The 18,501-nt window shown below is 72.6% G+C and carries 18 protein-coding genes and 2 pseudogenes; 12 read left to right on the top strand and 8 right to left on the bottom strand.

Annotated elements, in window-relative coordinates; all coding sequences use genetic code 11:
- Positions 1–179 precede the first annotated feature (179 nt).
- Both VKA29_RS19720 and VKA29_RS19725 read right to left on the bottom strand, forming a co-directional pair.
- Positions 180–752, bottom strand: a complete 573-nt coding sequence (locus VKA29_RS19720; protein WP_324787188.1) for an NADPH-dependent FMN reductase — start codon at positions 750–752, stop codon at positions 180–182.
- Positions 753–1,216: 464 nt separating this feature from the next.
- Positions 1,217–1,831 (bottom strand): LysE/ArgO family amino acid transporter, encoded by a 615-nt coding sequence (locus VKA29_RS19725; RefSeq protein WP_324787189.1) that lies wholly within the window; start codon positions 1,829–1,831, stop codon positions 1,217–1,219.
- Positions 1,832–1,900: 69 nt separating this feature from the next.
- Here VKA29_RS19725 and VKA29_RS19730 point away from each other — a divergent pair, with 69 nt between their 5' ends.
- On the top strand, positions 1,901–2,833 hold the full coding sequence (locus VKA29_RS19730; protein ID WP_324787305.1) for a LysR family transcriptional regulator ArgP: 933 nt from the start codon (positions 1,901–1,903) through the stop codon (positions 2,831–2,833).
- 111 nt (positions 2,834–2,944) lie between these two features.
- Here VKA29_RS19730 and VKA29_RS19735 read toward each other — a convergent pair whose 3' ends face one another.
- A complete protein-coding gene (locus VKA29_RS19735; protein WP_324787190.1) occupies positions 2,945–3,655 on the bottom strand; it encodes a TetR/AcrR family transcriptional regulator in 711 nt (236 codons plus the stop codon).
- Positions 3,656–3,776: 121 nt separating this feature from the next.
- Here VKA29_RS19735 and VKA29_RS19740 point away from each other — a divergent pair, with 121 nt between their 5' ends.
- Entirely contained in the window at positions 3,777–4,991 is a 1,215-nt protein-coding gene (locus VKA29_RS19740; protein ID WP_324787191.1) for a saccharopine dehydrogenase family protein, read from the top strand.
- A 108-nt stretch (positions 4,992–5,099) separates the two neighbouring features.
- On the top strand, positions 5,100–5,354 hold the full coding sequence (locus VKA29_RS19745; protein WP_324787192.1) for a WhiB family transcriptional regulator: 255 nt from the start codon (positions 5,100–5,102) through the stop codon (positions 5,352–5,354).
- Positions 5,355–5,604: 250 nt separating this feature from the next.
- On the opposite strand, the gene VKA29_RS19750 is transcribed toward VKA29_RS19745, so the two are convergent.
- From VKA29_RS19750 to VKA29_RS19760, 3 genes are all read right to left on the bottom strand, one after another.
- Entirely contained in the window at positions 5,605–7,002 is a 1,398-nt protein-coding gene (locus VKA29_RS19750) for a M1 family metallopeptidase (protein ID WP_324787193.1), read from the bottom strand.
- A gap of 144 nt (positions 7,003–7,146) precedes the next feature.
- A complete protein-coding gene (locus VKA29_RS19755; RefSeq protein WP_324787194.1) occupies positions 7,147–8,820 on the bottom strand; it encodes an FAD-binding dehydrogenase in 1,674 nt (557 codons plus the stop codon).
- Positions 8,821–8,939: 119 nt separating this feature from the next.
- Complete coding sequence (locus VKA29_RS19760) at positions 8,940–9,575, bottom strand: TetR/AcrR family transcriptional regulator (protein WP_324787195.1); 636 nt, start codon at positions 9,573–9,575, stop codon at positions 8,940–8,942.
- A gap of 167 nt (positions 9,576–9,742) precedes the next feature.
- On the opposite strand from VKA29_RS19760, the gene VKA29_RS19765 reads away from it, so the two are divergent.
- The 3 genes from VKA29_RS19765 to VKA29_RS19775 all read left to right on the top strand — a co-directional run bounded on the left by VKA29_RS19765 (position 9,743) and on the right by VKA29_RS19775 (position 12,463).
- Complete coding sequence (locus VKA29_RS19765) at positions 9,743–10,369, top strand: alpha-ketoglutarate-dependent dioxygenase AlkB (protein ID WP_324787196.1); 627 nt, start codon at positions 9,743–9,745, stop codon at positions 10,367–10,369.
- A 65-nt stretch (positions 10,370–10,434) separates the two neighbouring features.
- A complete protein-coding gene (locus VKA29_RS19770) occupies positions 10,435–11,181 on the top strand; it encodes an MBL fold metallo-hydrolase (protein ID WP_324787197.1) in 747 nt (248 codons plus the stop codon).
- Between the two features lie 46 nt (positions 11,182–11,227).
- The gene (locus tag VKA29_RS19775) at positions 11,228–12,463 is read left to right on the top strand and encodes a DUF4032 domain-containing protein (protein ID WP_324787198.1); all 1,236 of its coding nucleotides are present in this window, start codon (positions 11,228–11,230) and stop codon (positions 12,461–12,463) included.
- A gap of 1 nt (position 12,464) precedes the next feature.
- On the opposite strand, the gene VKA29_RS19780 is transcribed toward VKA29_RS19775, so the two are convergent.
- Positions 12,465–13,337, bottom strand: coding sequence for a universal stress protein (locus VKA29_RS19780; protein ID WP_324787199.1), 873 nt, complete (start codon positions 13,335–13,337; stop codon positions 12,465–12,467).
- 60 nt (positions 13,338–13,397) lie between these two features.
- On the opposite strand from VKA29_RS19780, the gene VKA29_RS19785 reads away from it, so the two are divergent.
- The 5 genes and pseudogenes from VKA29_RS19785 (at position 13,398) to VKA29_RS19805 (ending at position 15,397) form a co-directional block, all read left to right on the top strand.
- Complete coding sequence (locus VKA29_RS19785) at positions 13,398–13,751, top strand: VOC family protein (RefSeq protein WP_324787200.1); 354 nt, start codon at positions 13,398–13,400, stop codon at positions 13,749–13,751.
- Between the two features lie 257 nt (positions 13,752–14,008).
- A pseudogene (locus tag VKA29_RS19790) lies at positions 14,009–14,176 on the top strand (fused response regulator/thioredoxin-disulfide reductase); the annotation flags it as partial.
- A pseudogene (locus VKA29_RS19795) lies at positions 14,177–14,648 on the top strand (sensor histidine kinase); the annotation flags it as partial.
- A complete protein-coding gene (locus VKA29_RS19800) occupies positions 14,645–14,995 on the top strand; it encodes a UBP-type zinc finger domain-containing protein (RefSeq protein WP_324787201.1) in 351 nt (116 codons plus the stop codon). The pseudogene VKA29_RS19795 and the gene VKA29_RS19800, both read left to right, overlap by 4 nt.
- Positions 14,996–15,055: 60 nt before the next feature.
- A complete protein-coding gene (locus tag VKA29_RS19805; protein WP_324787202.1) occupies positions 15,056–15,397 on the top strand; it encodes a hypothetical protein in 342 nt (113 codons plus the stop codon).
- A 47-nt stretch (positions 15,398–15,444) separates the two neighbouring features.
- Here VKA29_RS19805 and VKA29_RS19810 read toward each other — a convergent pair whose 3' ends face one another.
- Positions 15,445–17,259 (bottom strand): M4 family metallopeptidase, encoded by a 1,815-nt coding sequence (locus tag VKA29_RS19810; protein WP_324787203.1) that lies wholly within the window; start codon positions 17,257–17,259, stop codon positions 15,445–15,447.
- A gap of 371 nt (positions 17,260–17,630) precedes the next feature.
- Between VKA29_RS19810 and VKA29_RS19815 the strand changes: the two genes are divergently transcribed.
- Positions 17,631–18,305 carry an AIM24 family protein gene (locus tag VKA29_RS19815; RefSeq protein ID WP_324787204.1) on the top strand — a complete coding sequence of 225 codons (675 nt, stop codon included), beginning with the start codon at positions 17,631–17,633 and terminating at the stop codon, positions 18,303–18,305.
- The last annotated feature ends 196 nt before the right edge of the window (positions 18,306–18,501 follow it).

Genomic DNA, 18,501 nt, shown 5'->3' on the forward strand with positions numbered 1-18,501 from the left:
ACTATCGCAGCACCGTCCAGGGGCCGGGACGGGCGGTCGAGAATGCCGGAGCCCGCCCCGCCCCCGAGGGCCGGGAGGCCCGAGCCCGCCCCGCCCCCCGACGTCTCCGGGGCGCTCGGCGGCGTTGCGGGCCGGGCGCTCGAGCTCGTGGACGCTCGACGGATCCGGACTCGCACGCTTCACGGTTTTCGCGGGAGCACAGTGAGGACCCGGACAACGTGATCCCGGAATTCCTCCATGAAGCCCCGGAGGAATTGTTCCGTATGTTCGTCGACGACTTCCCCCTCACTGGTGAAACCACCGGGTTTGAATCTGACGTACGCCTCCGGTGCATTCATCTGCGGCGAGTCGCAAAAACTGAGGACCCCACGCAGGCTCTGCTGGGCGAGGGCGGTACCGAGGGCGCCGGGGGACGCTCCGATCACAGCGGAGGGTTTGTGTGCGAATGAGTTGCTGCCCCAGGGGCGACTGGCCCAGTCGATGGCGTTCTTGAGGGCGCCGGGAATGGATCGGTTGTACTCAGGGGTCACGAACAGGAGGGCATCGGCGGAGGCGATGGCATCCTTGAGCGCCTTGCCTTCGGCGGGGTAGTCGCTGTCGTAGTCGTAACTGTAGAGAGGTAGATCCTTGATCGGAATCTCAAAGAATTCCAGATCGGACGGGGCCAGCCGGATCAGAGCCTTCGAGAGCGTCCGGTTGATGGAGTGAGTCGCCAGACTTCCAACGAAGTAGCCGACCCTGTACGTAGTCATCGGTTCCTCGATTCAATGCACGTATTGCGTCCTTGGTTTTCGCGCCTCGCGGGCTCGGACGTGCAGGGAGTTCCGCAAGGAACGAAACCACGGCCTTCAGCGGAGCGCGTGCCGACGGATCCGTCCAGGTGACCGGGTGCGCCCACCGCGGCCGCGCCGGCTGCGCGGACGGCCGCCGAGGCGGTCGGCTGCCGCTGTGCGGCGGTATCCCAGGCCCAGTAGGTCCAACTCGGCAGGCAACTCGGCAGGCAACTCGGCATCGGGATGCGCCGGACGGCGGCCAGAACGGCCCGCCGGGTCTCGTCGTCGTACGTGCGCACGTTCACCAGCAGGCCCGAACCCGTGGCCGGGGAGCCGGAGCCCGCCCCGCCCCCGACCGCCGGGGAGGCCGGAGCCCGGCCCGGGACAGGCGGCCGGGGACGCCGGGGCCCCGGCCGGCGGTCCGCGGGTGGAGAGGCCGGGGGTCAGGCTCCGGCGGCGAGAGTGACGCCGAGGGCGATCATCGTCGTGGCGACCAGGCCGTCCAGCACCCGCCAGGCGGCGGGCCGGGCGAGGAAGCGGCCGAGCAGCCGGGCGCCGAAACCCAGCGCGGCGAACCAGCACAGGCTCGCCAGCGCGGCGCCGAGCCCGAAGGTCCAGCGCAGCGGGCCGCGGTCGGCGGCGATCGAGCCGAGCAGGAACACCGTGTCCAGGTAGACGTGCGGGTTGAGCCAGGTCATGGCCAGACAGGTGAGCACCGCCCGTCCGCGGGACCCGGCCGCCTCGCCCTCCGTGCTCAGGGCGCCGCCCGGCCGGAACACACGGCGGGCGGCCAGCACGCCGTAGCCCAGCAGGAAGGCGCCGCCGATCCAGCCCACCGCCGTCAGCGCGCCCGGCCAGGCCACCACGACGGCGCCGACCCCACCCACGCCGAGCGCGATGAGGACGGCGTCGGACAGGGCGCAGATGCCGACGACGGCGAGGACCGCGTCCCGGCGGACGCCCTGGCGCAATACGAAGGCGTTCTGGGCGCCGATGGCGACGATGAGCGACAGGCCGGTGCCGAAGCCGGCGGCCGCGGCGGTGAGAGAGGGAGACACGGCCTCCACGCTAGGCACCCGGCCTCCGCGAGTACAGCTAAGGATTCTTACGTACCATCAGCGTTCGTGATGACGGACCTTCCGCTGGACCTGGTGCGGACCCTGCTCGCGGTGGTGGACGAGGGCACGTTCGACGCGGCGGCGGCCGCCCTGCACGTGACGCCGTCCGCGGTCAGCCAGCGCGTCAAGGCGCTGGAGCAGCGCACCGGCCGGGTCCTGCTGCTGCGCACCAAGCCGGTGCGGCCGACCGAGTCCGGTGAGATCGTCGTCCGCTTCGCCCGCCAGCTCGCCCGCCTCGAACACGACACGCGGGCCGAGCTGGGCATGAGCGACGCCGGGGAGCCGACCCGGGTGGCGGTCGCGGTGAACGCCGACTCACTCGCCACGTGGTTCCTGCCCGCGCTGACCCGGGTGCCGGCCGAACCGCCGCTGCGCTTCGAACTGCACCGGGAGGACGAGACACGCACGGCCGAGCTGCTGCGGGAGGGCCTGGTGATGGCGGCGGTGACCTCGTCGCCGGACCCGGTGCCGGGCTGCTCGATGCGGGCCCTGGGCACGATGCGCTACACCGCGGCGGCCACCCCGGACTTCGTGGCACGCCATCTGGACGGGCCCCTGCGGCAGACCCTGCCGGACGCGCCGGTGGTCACCTTCGACCGCGCCGACGACCTCCAGGACGCGTTCGTCCGGCGGCTGCGGCGCGGCACGCGGGGCGCGAGCACCGTACGGCACGCCGTGCCCACCTCGGAGGGCTTCCTCGGCGCGGTCGCCGCCGGGCTCGGCTGGGGCATGGTGCCCGAGCTGCACGCCGGGGAGCTGCTGCGCACCGGCCGGCTGGTCCCGCTCGCTCCGCGACGCCCCCTGGACGTGCCGCTGTACTGGCAGCAGTGGAAGCTCGACTCCCCCGCGCTGGCCGCGGTGGCGGACGCGGTGACCGAGGCGGCGGCCGCCGCGCTCCGCCCGGGACCGCGACGCCGGGATGCACCGGACGACGTGGCGTGAGCCGGACGACGTGGCCTGAGCCGGCCCACCGCAGACTCGCCCGCCCGGCCGACCGGCCCACCCGGGCCACCCGGCCCACCCGGCCCACCCGGGTTACCCGGGCTACCCGGGCTACCCGGCCTCCAGGGCCGCCAGGCGGGCCGCCGCGCTGTCCAGGAGCATGTCCAGGGCCGTCGGGTAGGCGCTGGTGACCATGCGGGTCGCCAGGAGGGGGGCCGCCTCCGCGATGCGGGGGTGGGTGGCGCGGGGCAGACGGGCGTAGGTGGAGCGCCACATGTCCTCGTCGGCGCGCAGCGCGGCGCTGGGCAGCGCCAGCGAGGCGGCGTCCAGCGCGGCGAAGCCGAGGGTCTGGTCGATGAAGGCGTGGTAGATCCGTACCGTGTCCGGCAGCGGGAACCCGGCGGTGCGCAGGACGTCCAGGACGGCCTCGTCGGCGGCCAGTTCGTTGGCCCGGCCGGTGACCCGGTTCGCCGTCAGCTGGGCCGCCTGCGGGTGGGCGACGTACGCGGCGTGGATGCGCAGCCCGATCGCGCGCAGGTCAGCCCGCCACTCCCCCGTCGGCCGCCAGCCGTCGAGCGCCTCCCCGATGAGCGCGTCGCCGATGGCGAGGGTCAGGTCGTCCATGCCGCGGAAGTAGCGGTAGAGCGTGCTCGGGTCGGCGTCCAGGGCCAGGCCGAGGCGGCGGGCGGTCAGGCCCGCGCTGCCGTGCTCGCGCAGCATGCGCAGCGCCGTCTCCACGATCAGCCGCTCGGACAGCACGGTCCCGCTCTTGGTGGGCCGGCGCCGGCGCCGCTTGTTCTCCGGCACCACGGGCTTGGGCATCCGGGGCCTCCTTCCCGGTCCGCGCTTATGCCAACGCCATTGACCTTACGGGAGCGGGCGGCGTTGTATCGGCGCCGGGGCCCCACCCGTCCGTAGACCTTCTGACGAGGGAGTTGTCCTCATGCGTGTCCTGCTCGTGGGAGCCGGCGGTGTCGGCACCGCCGTCACCCGGATCGCGGTCCGCCGCCCGTTCTTCGAGGCGATGGTGGTCGCCGACTACGACCTGGCCCGGGCCGAGGCGGCGGTCGCGGCCGTCGGCGACGACCGGTTCAGTGCCGAACGCGTCGACGCCGGCGACGAGGCGGCGGTGACCGAACTGCTGCGCCGCCACTCCTGCGACGTGCTCCTCAATGCCACCGACCCGCGCTTCGTGATGCCTCTCTTCCGCGCGGCCTTCGCCGCCGGCGCCGGCTATCTCGACATGGCGATGTCGCTGTCGCGCCCGCATCCCGAACGTCCCTACGAGGAGTGCGGACTCAAGCTCGGCGACGACCAGTTCGCGCTGGCCGAGGAGTGGGAGAAGGCGGGCGCGCTGGCCGTCGTCGGCATGGGCGTGGAGCCGGGCCTGTCGGACGTCTTCGCGCGCTACGCCGCCGACGAACTCTTCGACGACATCGAGGAGATCGGCGTCCGTGACGGCGCGAACCTCACCGTCGACGGCTACGACTTCGCGCCGTCGTTCAGCATCTGGACGACCATCGAGGAGTGCCTGAACCCGCCGGTCGTCTACGAGGCCGGCCGCGGCTGGTTCACCACCGAGCCGTTCAGCGAGCCGGAGGAGTTCGACTTCCCCGAGGGGATCGGCCCCGTCGAGTGCGTGAACGTGGAGCACGAGGAGGTGCTGCTCGTCCCGCGCTGGGTCGACGCGCGCCGTGTCACCTTCAAGTACGGTCTGGGGCGGGAGTTCATCGAGACGCTGCGGACGCTGCACCTGCTGGGCCTGGACCGCACCGACCCGGTGACCGTGCCGGGCGCCGCGGGCCCGGTGGCCGTCTCGCCCCGGGACGTGGTCGCCGCCTGCCTGCCCGACCCGGCGACGCTGGGCGAGCGGATGCACGGCAAGACGTGCGCGGGCACCTGGGTGCGCGGCACGAAGGACGGGGCCCCGCGCGAGGTCTACCTGTACCACGTCGTCGACAACCAGTGGTCCATGACGGAGTACGGCAGCCAGGCCGTGGTGTGGCAGACCGCCGTCAACCCGGTCGTCGCGCTCGAACTCATCGCCACCGGCGCCTGGTCCGGCTCGGGCGTCCTCGGGCCCGAGGCGTTCCCGGCCCGCCCGTTCCTGGATCTGCTGACCGCGTACGGCTCCCCGTGGGGCATCCGGGAGCAGTGAAGTCGCTCACACCGGAAGTCGGTTGTTTCGCCTACGCGTCGACAGGTGACCCGAAAGCGAGTAAGCCGTCCGCGAGGGCGCGTACGACTTCGATCGCAGGTGACTTTGATGAACGACTGGCGAGACCATGCCGCATGCCGCGACCAGGACCCCGAGCTGTTCTTCCCGATCGGCTCCTCGGGCCCGGCGCTGTTGCAGACGCAGCAGGCGAAGGCGGTGTGCACCGGGTGCCCGGTCCAGGAACAGTGCCTGGAGTGGGCGTTGGAGAACGGAGACGTCCTGGGTGTGTGGGGCGGCACGAACGAGACGGAACGGCGCGCACTGCGGCGCCGGCGCGCCGTCGCCCGCAGGCGCGGCGCGTGAGAGCGGGCTGCCGGCCCCGCCCCGGCGCCGGTAGTCCGGAGAACCGCTGACGCCCGTGCCGGTGCCGGTCACGCCGGCCACGACGTCGTCGCCCTCGCGACGCGTGGCCGGCGCGGCCGTGCCGCGCACGGGCGTTCGCGTGCACGGGGGTTCGCGTGCACGGGCGTTCGCCTTCACGGACGTGCGCCGTACACAGGCACGTCCCGTGCACAGGCGCGTCCCGTGCGCGCGGCGTCGGACGTTCCGCAGGTTACGGCAGCAGGTCCGGCTTCCCCGGGGCGTACAGCCAGGTCTTCAGCAGGCTGTCGACGTCCTGGCCCGAGACGTTCCGGGCCAGGCGTACGAACTGCGCCGTGGTGCCGTGCCCGTAGCGGTGCACGGTCGCCCAGGCACGCAGGATGCGGAAGAACGCCGGGTCCCCGACGGCGACCCGCAGTTCGTGCAGGGCCATCGCGCCGCGGGCGTAGACGGGGGTGCCGAAGATGTTCGCGCCGCTGCCCGGGTCGCCGGGCGGGAACGCCCACAGTTCGTCGCTCGCCGGGCGGGCGTACAGGGCGTCGAAGGTCTGCTGGGCGGTCTTGCCGCCGTGCTGTTCGCGGTAGAGCCACTCGGCGTAGGTGGCGAAGCCCTCGTTGAGCCAGATGTCCTGCCACGTGGTCAGGGAGACGGAGTCGCCGAACCACTGGTGGGCGTTCTCGTGGACCAGGGTGCTCAGGTCGGGCGCGCGGTCGTACAGGGGCCGGGACTGGGTCTCCAGCGCGTACCCGACGTCCGGGGCGTGGTCGACGATCGACCCGGCGGCGCGGAACGGGTAGGGCCCGAACAGCTTGCTCTCCCACTCCAGGACGGACGGCAGTCTCTTCAGCACGGGCGCCGCGGCGGAGGCCTCCCGCGGGTCGACGGCGTTGTACACGCGGATGCCGTCGCGGGTGGTGTACTGCTCGACCTCGAACTTCCCGACGGTGGCGGTGGCGAGGTAGGCGGCCATGGGTTCGCTCTGCCGCCAGTGGAAGGTGGTGCGCCCGTGTGCCGTCCGCTGCCCGACGAGGACGCCGTTGGCGACGGCGGTGCGGCCTTGGGGGACGGTGATCGTGATGTCGTACGCGGACTTGTCCTTGGGGTGGTTGTTCGCCGGGAACCAGGTCATGGCGCCCTGCGGCTCGCCGGCGACGAACGCGCCGTCGTCGGTGGGGATCCAGCCGTCGGGCGAGCCGTCGGGGTCGGTGACCGGCCCGGGGGTGCCCTGGTAGGTGACGGTGACCCGGAACTGCCGTCCCTTGCGCAGCGGACGGTACGGCATGACGACGAGTTCCTGACCGCTGCGGCGGAAGTCCGCCGTGCGGCGGTCGACGGCGACGCCGGTGACCGTCAGGCCCTTGAGGTCGAGGTCGAAGCGGGACAGGTCCTGGGTGGCCCGGGCGGTGATGACGGCGGTGCCGTCGAGGTGGCCGGTTTCCGGGTCGTGATGGAGGGTCAGGTCGTAGTGGCCGACGTGGTAGCCGCCGTTTCCGGCGAGCGGGAAGTACGGGTCGCCGACGCCGGGCGCGCCGACGGTACCCGCCGCCGGGGGCTGGGCGGCGGCGAGCAGGGCCGTGACCACGACGGGCACGGCGGCGGTGACGGCCTGCCTGGCCCGTCTGCGGGACATCCTCACATGCGCTCCTGGGGGGTGGCGGTGATCAGTCGGCCCCAGGTTAGAGGTACGCCCCGCCCTGGTTCCTCCTTCTCCCCGCTTCATTCGGGTTCATCGGGGCCCGTCGCGGGTGCGCGGGCACCGCGAGCCGGCCCGCGGTCAGGCCGTCTCCTTCGCCGCCGACCGGCCGGCCGCACGGCCGGAGAAGAGGCAGCCGCCGAGGAATGTGCCCTCCAGGGCGTTGTAGCCGTGGACGCCGCCGCCGCCGAAGCCGGCCACCTCGCCGGCCGCGTACAGACCCTCGACGGGCTGCCCGTCGGGGCCCAGTGCGCGGGAGTCGAGGTCGGTCTGGATGCCGCCGAGGGTCTTGCGGGTCAGGACGTGGAGCTTGACGCCGATGAGCGGCCCGGCGGCCGGGTCGAGGATGCGGTGCGGGGTGGCGACGCGGCCGAGGCGGTCGCCGATGTAGCGGCGGGCGTTGCGGATGCCCTGCACCTGGGCGTCCTTGCTGTACGGATTGGCCAGCTGCAGGTCGCGGGCCTCGATCTGGCGGCGCAGTACGGCGGCGTCGAGGAGCGGCTTGTCGGTCAGCTCGTTCATCTTCGCCACGAGTTGCTCCAGGGTCGACGCGGTGACGAAGTCGGCGCCCTGGCGCAGGAACGCGTCCACCGGGCCCGGCGCGCCCTTGCCGAGCAGGCGGTCGCGCAGGACCGCGCCCTTGTCCTTGGCGGTGATGTCGGGGTTCTGCTCGGAGCCCGACAGCGCGAACTCCTTCTCCACGATCTTCTGGGTGAGGACGAACCAGGAGTGGTCGTAGCCCGCGATGTCCTCGGTGGTGCGCAGGTATTCGAGGGTGCTCAGGGTGTCGTAACCGGGCAGGCAGGGTTCGGGCAGGCGGCGGCCGAGGGCGTCGAACCACATCGAGGACGGCCCCGGCAGGATGCGGATTCCGTGTCCCGGCCAGATCGGGTCCCAGTTCCGCAGGCCCTCGGTGTAGTGCCACATGCGGTCGCGGTTGACGAGGCGTACGCCCACCGCGGCGCTGATGTCGAGCATGCGTCCGTCGACGTAGGCGGGCACGCCGGTGACCATCTCGGTGGGCGGGGTGCCCAGGCGCGCGGGCCAGTACCGGCGGACGATGTCGTGGTCGGCGCCGATGCCGCCGCTGGTGACGACGACGGCCTGGGCGGTGAGTTCGAACTCGCCGGCCGCGTCCCGGTTGGAGGCGACGCCGCGCGGCGAGCGGTCCTCGGCGAGGACGGTGCCGCGTACCCCGCGGGCGGCGCCCTCCTCGATGACCAGTTCGTCGACCCGGTGACGGTGGTGGAAGGTCAGCAGCCCCTCGCGGGCGGCCCGCTGGGCGTACGCGGCGAACGGCTCCACGACGCCGGTGCCGGTCCCCCACGCGATGTGGAAGCGGGGCACGGAGTTGCCGTGTCCGTCGGCGCGCAGGTCTCCGCGCTCGGCCCAGCCGACCGTGGGCAGCAGCTTGATGCCGTGGCCGTCCAGCCAGGACCGCTTCTCCCCCGCCGCGAACTCCACGTAGGCACGCGCCCAGCGCACCGCCCAGGAGTCCTCGTCGTCGACCCGGTCGAACCGGGCGCTGCCCTGCCAGTCGCTCCAGGCGAGGTCGAAGGAGTCCTTGATGCCCAGGCGGCGCTGCTCGGGGGAGTCGACGAGGAACAGCCCGCCGAAGGACCAGAACGCCTGTCCCCCGAGGTTGGCGGCGTTCTCCTGGTCGACCAGGGCGACCCGGCGGCCCCGGCTGGTGAGTTCGTGCGCGGCGACCAGCCCCGCCAGGCCCGCTCCGACGACGATGACGTCCGCATCCATGGCGACCGTTGCCTTTCTCGAAGATGTCACTAGGTGTCACGAGGTGTCACGAGGTGCTACCCGGGGTGATACCCGGAGGTGTCACTCGGAGGTGTCACTCGGGGTGCCACCCGGAGGTGTCATTCGGGGGTGCCGCTGCCGTCCGTCAGCAGGGCGGTGAGGAGTTGCTTGAGCCAGCGCCGGGCGCCCTCGGCGTCCTTGTCCAGCAGGAGCTGGACGGTGACTCCGTCGTAGGCGGCGACCACGGCACGGGCCGCGCCGTCGGCGTCGCCGAGCACGCCGGGCGGCCGGGCGAGGCCGCGCGTGCGGGCGAGCCGCTCGGCGATCGCCTCCCGCAGCCGTGCGCGGTGGGCGAGCAGGGTCTCGGCGACGGCCGGATCGCGGGCGGCGTGCACCAGGAAGTCCGTCTTGACCAGGAGCCAGTCCCGGTCGAGGAGCAGCACCTCGGTGACGCGGTCGACGGCGGCGGGCACGTCGAAGTCGGGGCCGTCGAGGGCCAGCGCCCCGGACACCTGCTCGGCGATCAGGTCGGCGCGCTGCCGGTACAGGGCGAAGAACAGCTCGTCCAGGCTGGCGAAGTTGGAGTAGAAGGCGCCACGGCTGTAGCCGGCGGCGTCGCAGACCTCCTCGATGGAGACGCGCCCGAAGCCCTTGGCGGCGAACACCCGGAAGGCGGCGTCGAGCAGGTTGGCCCGTGTCCGCACCCGACGGCGGGTGACCCGCCGCGGCGCCTCCGGTACCGCCGCCCTCTCCACCGCGGTCGCCTCCCTCGTACGGCTGCCTCCGTCGTTCGATACGGGAATGTATCCGATACATGGATGCATCGAAAGAGCGATGCGACCAGCGAATGCGACCGAATGCCACCACCGAGTGCCACCGAATTCATGGGAACAGGTTTTCGATTCAGGGGTACGCTGGATACATGACCAGGCACCTCCAGGGTTCGCTCTTCGACCAGGACGACCGGCTGCGGCTCGGCCCCCTCGACGGGATCCGCCGTACGCGGCTCGGTCCCGGCGCCTGGATCGACCTGATGCCCGGCTGGCTCGAGGGCGCGGACGCCCTGTTCGAACAGCTGGCCGCCGAGGTGCCGTGGCGTGCGGAGCGCCGCACCATGTACGACCACGTCGTCGACGTCCCCCGGCTGCTCGCGTTCTACGGCCCGCACGACGTGCTCCCCCACCCGGTGCTCGCCGAGGCCCGCGACGCGCTGTCCGCGCACTACGCCGCGGAACTGGGCGAGCCGTTCACCACCGCCGGGCTGTGCCACTACCGCGACGGCCGGGACAGCGTGGCCTGGCACGGCGACCGGATCGGACGGGGCGCGCGCGAGGACACGATGGTCGCCATCCTCTCCGTGGGTGCCCCGCGGGACCTGCTGCTGCGCCCGGTGGGCGGCGGCCGGACGGTACGGCGTCCGCTGGGCCACGGCGACCTGATCGTGATGGGCGGCTCCTGCCAGCGGACCTGGGAGCATTGCGTGCCGAAGTCCGCACGCGCCGCGGGACCGCGCATCAGCGTGCAGTTCCGCCCGCACGGGGTGCGCTGAGGCGGAGCGGCGGCCGGCCAGGGCCCGGTGATCGCGGGCGCGCCGCGGTCTGCTTTCCTGGACCCATGCGGGCAGACGTACGGCAAGTGGCCGACGGCATCCACCTGGTGCACGGCAGCGACACCAACTGGGTGATCCTCACCGAGGGCGACGAGGTGACCCTCGTCGACACCGGCTATCCCGGGGACCGGCAGCTGCTCCTCGACTCCCTGGCGGCGGTGGGCAGTTCACCGGAGGCGGTGACGGCGGTGCTGATCACCCACGCGCACAACGACCATCTGGGCTCCGCCGAGTACCTGCGCGCCGCGCACGGCACGCCCGTCCTCCTCCACCCGGCCGAAGTGCCGCACGCCCGCCGGGAGTTCCTGCACCAGGTGACCGTCGGACAGGTCGTCGCGAACAGCTGGCGGCCGGGCGTCCTGCCCTGGGCGCTGCGCGCCCTGCGCTCCGGCGGTACCGCCCACGTCCCCGTGTCCGCGCCCGAGCCGTTCCCGGCCGCGGCCGCCTGGGACCTGCCCGGCCGGCCGGTGCCCGTGCACACCCCCGGTCACACCGACGGGCACGTCGCCTTCCACCTTCCCGACGCGGGCGTGGTGATCGCCGGCGACGCGCTGGTGACCGCCCACCCCACCGCACGGATCCGGGGCCCGCAACTGCTGCCCGGCATGTTCCACCACGACCGCGCCCGCGCGGTCGCCTCGCTGGACGTCCTCGCCGAGCTGCCGGGCGACCTGCTGCTGCCCGGTCACGGGCCGGCGCACCGCGGTCCGGTGCGTGAAACGGCACTTCAGGCCAAGGAGCGTGCCGTTTAGGGTGAGGTGACGATCAACCGCGAAGCAGGACGAGGTCACCCCGCCCATGGCACTGCAGATCAGCGCGACCAACCCGGAGCACCCCGCGCTCCTGCTCGAACTCCCCTGGCACCTGCCCCTGGAGGAGTGGCCGGAGGAGTACCTGGTCCCGCTGCCGCGCGGCATCTCCCGGCACGTCGTGCGCTACGCCCGCGCCGGCGACGAGGTGATCGCCGTCAAGGAGCTCGCCGAACGGCCGGCGCTGCGTGAGTACGAACTGCTGCGCGACCTCGACAAGCTGGGCATCCCGGCGGTGGACGCGCTCGCCGTGGTCACCGGCCGCCAGGACGGCGACGACGCCCCGCTGGAGCCGGTGCTGATCACCCGGCACCTGCGCGGATCGCAGTCGTACCGGTCGATGTTCGAGACGACGATGCGCCCGGCCACCATGCACCGTCTCATGGACGCGCTGGCCGTCCTGCTGGTCCGCCTGCACCTGGCCGGGTTCGCGTGGGGCGACTGCTCCCTGTCGAACACCCTCTTCCGGCGGGACGCGGGCGCCTACGCCGCCTACCTCGTCGACGCGGAGACCGGCGAACTGCACCCCCGGCTGAGCCCCGGCCAGCGGGACTACGACCTGGACCTCGCGCGCGTGAACATCAGCGGCGAACTGCTCGACCTGGAGGCGTCCGGGGCGCTGCACCCGTCCGTGGACCCGATCGAGTTCGGCATGGAGATCTGCGCCCGCTACCGCGGCCTGTGGCAGGAGCTGACCCGCACCTCGGTGTACCCGGCGGGCAAGTACCACTACATAGAACGCCGGATACGCCGCCTGAACGACCTCGGTTTCGACGTGGCCGAGATGCAGATCGAGAGCGCCTCCAACGGCGACACGGTCACCTTCGTGCCCAAGGTCGTCGACGCCGGCCACCACCAGCGCCAGTTGCTGCGCCTGACCGGCCTGGACGCCGAGGAGAACCAGGCGCGGCGGCTGCTGACCGACCTGGAGAGCTGGATGGCCACCCAGGACGACTACGCCCCGGGTGACCCCCTCGCCGCCCGCCCGGAGGTGCTGGCGCACCGCTGGGTGCGGGACGTGTTCCGGCCCACGGTCCGGGCGGTGCCCCTCGAACTGCGCGGGGCGATGGACCCGGCCGAGATCTACCACGAGCTGCTGGAGCACCGCTGGTACCTGTCCGAGCGTGCCCAGCACGACATCGGGCTGGACACGGCCGTCGAGGACTACATCAGGAACATCCTGCCCAAGGCCCGCGAGACGCTGCAGCCCACCCCGGCCGAGTGACTCAGCCGTGCGGGACCACGGCCACCGGGCAGCCGGCGTGGTGCAGCACCCCGTGCGCCACCGAGCCGATCCGGGCGCCGACAGCCGTGCGGTGCGCGCGCCGGCCGACCACCATCAGCTGCGCCCGCGCGGCCACCGACAGCAGCACCTGCCCCGCGCTGCCCATCTCGACGTGCTCGACCACGGGGACGCCGGGGAAGCGTTCCCGCAGCGGTGCGAGCGCCGCGGCGAGCGCCTTCTTCTCGAACGGCTCCAGTCCCCCGGCCTCGTCGAGGAGTTCCAGCGAGCCGGGGCTGTAGGCGAACACCGGAGGCAGCGTCCAGGCCCGCACGGCGCGGACGGTGGCGCCCCGGGCGGCCGCCGTCTCGAACGCGAAGCGCAACGTCTCGGCGCTGTCCTCCGGGTCACCCTGCTGGCCGACGACGACCTCGCGGCCCGCCGCCTCGCCGGTCGGCCGGTCACCGGCGCGCACCAGCACCACCGGCCGCTTCGCCGCGGCGATCACCTGCTGGCCCACGGAGCCCAGCAGGAAGCCGACGACCGGCCCGTGCCCGCGCGAGCCCAGCACCAGCATCTCGGCGTCCGCCGCGGCGGCGACGAGGGTGTCGACCGCCGGACCCTCGACGACGTCGGTGCTCACCTCGAGTTCCGGATGCCGTGCGGTGACCGTCCGCACGGCCTCCTCGACCGCGTTCCGCACCCACCCGGCCTGGGTCTCCGCGTCGGCCGCGTCGAGTCCCTCGTACGGCTGGAACCGCCAGGCGTGCACCACCCGCAGCGCCCGCCCGCGCCGGATCGCCTCCCTGGCCGCCCAGCCCAGCGCGGCGACGCTCTCCTCGGTTCCGTCGACCCCTGCGGTGATCGGGCCCGTCATGCGGCTGCCTCCTGTGTCGTTCTCACTGTCGTAGGGGTCAGTCTTCACTACCCTGCCGACATGACGTTGCGGTGGGAGCAGGTGAACGTGGACGCGGCCGATCCCGTGACGCTCGGGCGGTGGTGGGCCGAGGCGCTCGGGTGGGTCGTGGTGAACGACGCGGCCGACGAGTACGAGATCCGGCCGGACGAGGACCGCCTGCCGGGACTGCTGTTCGCGGCCGTCCCGGAGGGCAAGACCGTCAAGAACCGCCTCCACCTCGACTTCCGCCCCGACGACCAGGGGGCGGAGGTCGCCCGGCTGCTCGCGCTCGGCGCCCGGTACGCGGACGTCGGCCAGGGCGACCGGCCCTGGGTGGTGCTCGCGGACCCCGAGGGCAACGAGTTCTGCGTGCTCGGCTCACGCCGGGCCTGAGAACGGCCGGGAAGCGGCCGAGGAGGACCGGAAGACGGCCGAGGGGGCCGGAAGGACGGCCTACGGGGCCGGAGGGCACTCGGAAGGGTCGGGGGGAGGCTCCGCGAAGGGGCGGGGGAGGCTCCGCGAGGGGGTGGTCCGCCGCTCGTCGCGGCACGGCGGGCCGGTCGACCATACGATGGGCTGGAGCCGGCACGGCCACCGTCTCCGCCACGGAGCGCGCCGTGCCGTGAATCCGGCCTCGGGGTGGGAGACCTATGCCAGAGGCGTCCGACCCGGCGCGGACCGTCATCATGACCGTGGACGACGATCCGGGAGTCTCCCGCGCCGTCGCCCGGGACCTCCGGCGGCGCTACGGCGAGTCGTACCGGATCGTGCGCGCGAAGTCCGGCGAGTCCGCGCTCGAGGCGCTGCGCGAGCTGAAGCACGAACTCCTCGACGGCACCCTGCTGATGCTGTCGGGGAAGATCGGCCCGCGGATCGAGGTCGTCAAGGACTACGACCGCACGCTGCCGAAGATCCCCGCCTACCCGGCGGAGCTGAACCAGGTGTGGACCAACCTCATCGACAACGCGGTCTCCGCCGTCGGCGGCGCCGGGGCGAGGGCACCCTGACCGTGCGGACCGCGCGCGAACACGACCGGCTGCTGGTGGAGTTCCGCGACACCGGGCCCGGCGTGCCGCGGGAGATCCGCGGCCGCATCTTCGACCCCTTCTTCACCACCAAGCCGGTGGGCCGGGGCACCGGGCCCGGGCTGGACATCTCCTGGCGGATCGTGGTGAACAAGCACCACACGGCACCCTCCAGGTCGAGTCCGAACCCGGCGACACCCGCTTCCAGGTCCTGCTGCCGCTCACCGCGGCGGACGACGCCCCACCACATCGGGAGAGCCCATGACCGACGTCGACGGAATCGACCCCGCCGTCCCGCCGAGCGGCACCGGGTGCGTGGAGTGCGAGGCGGCCGGCGGCTGGTGGTTCCACCTGCGGCGCTGCGCGCGGTGCGGGCACATCGGCTGCTGCGACGACTCCCCCGCCCGGCACGCCACCGCGCACTACCACGAGACCGGCCATCCGGTGATCCGCAGTTTCGAGCCGGGCGAGAGCTGGTTCTGGGACTTCGCCGCCTCGCGGCTGCTGGAGTCGGGACCCGACCTCGCTCCCCCCGTCAGCCGCCCCGCGGACCAGCCGGCGCCGGGCCCGGCCGGGCGGGTGCCGGCGAACTGGGCCGAGACGCTGCGCTGAGCCCCCTCCGCCCGGTGGGCGGCGGACCGCGCCGCCGGCCCCGCGTGCCAGGACGGATCCGTGCCGCGGACCTTGATCACCATGCCGCTGATCGGCCGGGAGGACGAAGTCGCCCGCCTCTCCCGGGTGCTGGAGCGCGCCCACGGCGGCGAGCCGCGCGGCGTGCTGCTGCTGTGGCTGCTCGCCCGGGGCCTCGGCAACCGGCAGATCGGCGAGGAGCCGTTCGTCACCGGCGAGACGGCGAGACGGCGAGCGTCCGCGTCTCCGGCATCCTGGCCGAGCTGGGCGCCGCCGGCCGCACGGTGGCGGTGGCGATCGCCTGCCGGCGGGGTCCGGTCACCGCCGAGCCGACGGCCTCGGGCTGAGGGCTCCGAGGGCGGCCGGGCCGGCGGAAACGGGTGAGCCGGCCGCCCCGGAGACCGGGGGGCCGGCTCGTCGGCGCCGGAACGTCAGTTCCGTGCGGCCGGGGTGTTGGCCTTCGTGACGTTGACCGCCGCCCAGGCCCGGTTCACGGCCTTGTACTCCGTGCTGTTGAGCCCGTAGAGGTCCGTGGCCGCCTTCAGCGTCGCGCTGCGCGCGTCGTGGAAGTCGGTGGTGGAGACCATGTAGCGGGTCAGCGCCCGGTAGAAGATCGCCGTGGCCTTGGTGCGGCCGATGCCCGTGACCGCCAAGCCGTCGAAGGTCGGCGAGTAGTAGGCGACGCCGTTGATCGTCTTGCTGCCGCTGCCCTCGGCGAGCAGGTAGTACGCGTGGGAGGAGACGCCGGAGCCGGCGTGCACCTCGGTGTAGTACGTGGACGGGTCCCAGTAGTCGATCGCGCCCTCGAGTTCGTCCAGCGACGGCTGGTCGAGGCGGCGCAGGAACTTCTGGTCCAGCCCGAGCTTCTCGCCGACGAGGTAGTCGGGCTTGTCCTTCATGTTGTTGGCGGAGAACTCGACGTTCGAGCCGAAGATGTCCGCGAGGGACTCGTTCAGCGAGCCCGGCTCACCGTACTGGTTGCCGTACTGGTCGACGTAGGTGGGCTCCAGCCCGGCGGTCGCGGCCACGACGCCGTGGGTGAGCTCGTGACCGGAGACGTCGAGGACGACGAGCGGCTTCTTGAACGTGGTGCCGTCACCGTCGCCGTACAGCATGCAGTCGCAGGTCGGGTCCCAGAACGCGTTGCCCACCTTGTTGCCGAAGTGGACCATGGCGCGGGCGCCCTTGCTGTTGTTCTCGATGCCCTTGCGCCCGAAGGTCTTCCGGTAGAAGTCCAGGGTCTTGACGATGCCGTACTGGGCGTCGACGGCGGCGCTGGTCCGGCTGGAGACGGTGCCGTTGCCCCAGGTGTTGTTGGTGCTGGTGAACTTCTTGCCCTGGGTGAAGTCCTCCAGCTCCAGACCCATGGCGTCCCGGGTCTCGGTGCCCCAGCGGGCGGGGTCCTTGAGCAGGAAGCTCGTGTCGGACGTCTGCGTGGTGATCAGCGGCACGCTGCCGACGAAGAGGGAGTTGCCGACGCCCCTCGCCTTCACGGGGTAGCTGGTGACGCCGGTCACGGGGGACGCGGTCAGCGTCGCGGCCCGGGAGCCGATGCCCGTGGCGGGGTCGAGCTTCTCGCCGCGCTTGCGCAGGGTGTCGAGGAGCTTCGGCGAGAGGAACTCGTCGCTGTCGGGCGTGTTGCTGCGGACCTTGCCGGTGACGGCGTCGATGACGACCGTCCGGGAGCCGCCGCCCTGCGTGGTGTCGCTGTCGCTGACCGTCACCCGGTAGGCCAGGGCGGCCGCGCCGCCGCGGGCGTCGACCACGAGTTCGGCGCTGCCCGCGTCACCCTTGGCGACCTGAGCGGCCTTCTGCTCGGCCTGCGCGGGCGACACCGCGGCGTCGTCGGCGGCGAGGCGGACGGTGTGGTCGGCGGCCCTGGTGACGCCGGTGTAGGCGAGCCGCTCGGAGAGGTGGACGACGAGGTCGCCACCGAGGACCGGCATGCCCTGGTGGGCGCGGGTGAACCGGACGTGGCGGGCGCCCTCCGGGTCGATCATGACGTCCACGGCCCGCAGTTCGTCACCCCGGGAGACCCCGGTCTGCGAGGCGTGGGCGAAGGCGGCGGTGCGGGCGGCCGTCACCACGGAGGCGGCCGAGGTGCCGGCGGCGGCCGAGGTGCGGGCGGCGGCCACCGAGTGGCTGGTCCCCGTGGCCGGATCCGCGAAGGCGGTGCCGGCGAGACCGGTGGCGGCCGTCGTCACGACGACGGCGACCGCCACGCTGCGTATGTGCGGTCTACGCACTGATGAGTGTTCCTTCCTGGCAAGGCGGCCGGGGTCACCAACCGCCTTGGGACATGGCGCGGTTGCACGACATGGGGGCCAGTCGGGCCCCGAGGCGAAACCTTTGCGGATAAGTCATGGCCATGTAAAGACAGAATGGTCACTTTCGCGCCTTACATGGCAATACTTTGCAAATCCGCACCGCTCAGCGATCAACGAGTGACCAACCGTGCGTTGCATACGGAGATGTGACGAGCCGGAAGAAAGTTGCACGGCATGAATGTGACTCATCTCGCATTCGCGGCGGCGGTCCTGGGCACGGCCCCACCCTCCCCGCCCGCGGCGCTTCCGCCGTCCTGGCGGAGCGGGATCTTCCGGGACAGGATGCCCGCATGAAGGGTGACCTCTTTTCCAGCGAGCACATGGTCCGGCCGGCCGCCGCGCCCGGCATGACGGTCGAGAACGCCAAGTGCATCAAGTACGCCGTGAACGGCGAGATGCTGGCCCGCCAGGGCGCGATGATCGCCTACCGCGGCAACCTGCAGTTCGAGCGCAAGGGCCAGGGCGTGGGCGGCATGCTCAAGCGCGCCGTCACCGGTGAGGGCCTGCCGCTGATGGCGGTGCGCGGACAGGGCGAGGCCTGGTTCGCGCACGAGGCGCAGAACTGCTTCGTCGTCGACGTGGACCCGGGCGACGAGTTCACCGTCAACGGCCGCAACGTCCTGTGCTTCGACGCCTCCCTGTCCTACCGGATCGCCACCGTGAAGGGCGCGGGCATCGCCGGCGGCGGCCTGTTCAACAGTGTCTTCACCGGACAGGGCAGGCTCGGGCTGGTCTGCGAGGGCAACCCACTGGTCATCCCGGTCTCGCCGCAGTACCCGGTGTACGTCGACACGGACGCCGTCGTCGGCTGGACGAACGGCCTGCGGACCTCGCTGCACCGCTCGCAGTCCGTCGGCTCGATGCTGCGCGGCGGCTCCGGCGAGGCCGTGCAGCTGATGCTGGAGGGCGAGGGCTTCGTCGTCGTACGGCCGAGCGAGGCGACTCCGCAGCGGGCGCAGCACTGATCCGCGCCCGGTGATCCCGGACCGCGCAGGGTGATCCACGCCTCACGAGCAACCTCCTCCCTTCCCCCGGCGTCTTGACCGGCAACAGGTCACGCCCCGGCCCGACCGGGCCGGGGCGTATCTTCGACGAACTATACGCACCGCGTATACACGCGTTGTATACACATGGTGTATACGTGGTGCGTGTACGAACGGG

Source organism: Streptomyces sp. H51, assembly GCF_035656535.1.
Lineage (GTDB): Bacteria > Actinomycetota > Actinomycetes > Streptomycetales > Streptomycetaceae > Streptomyces.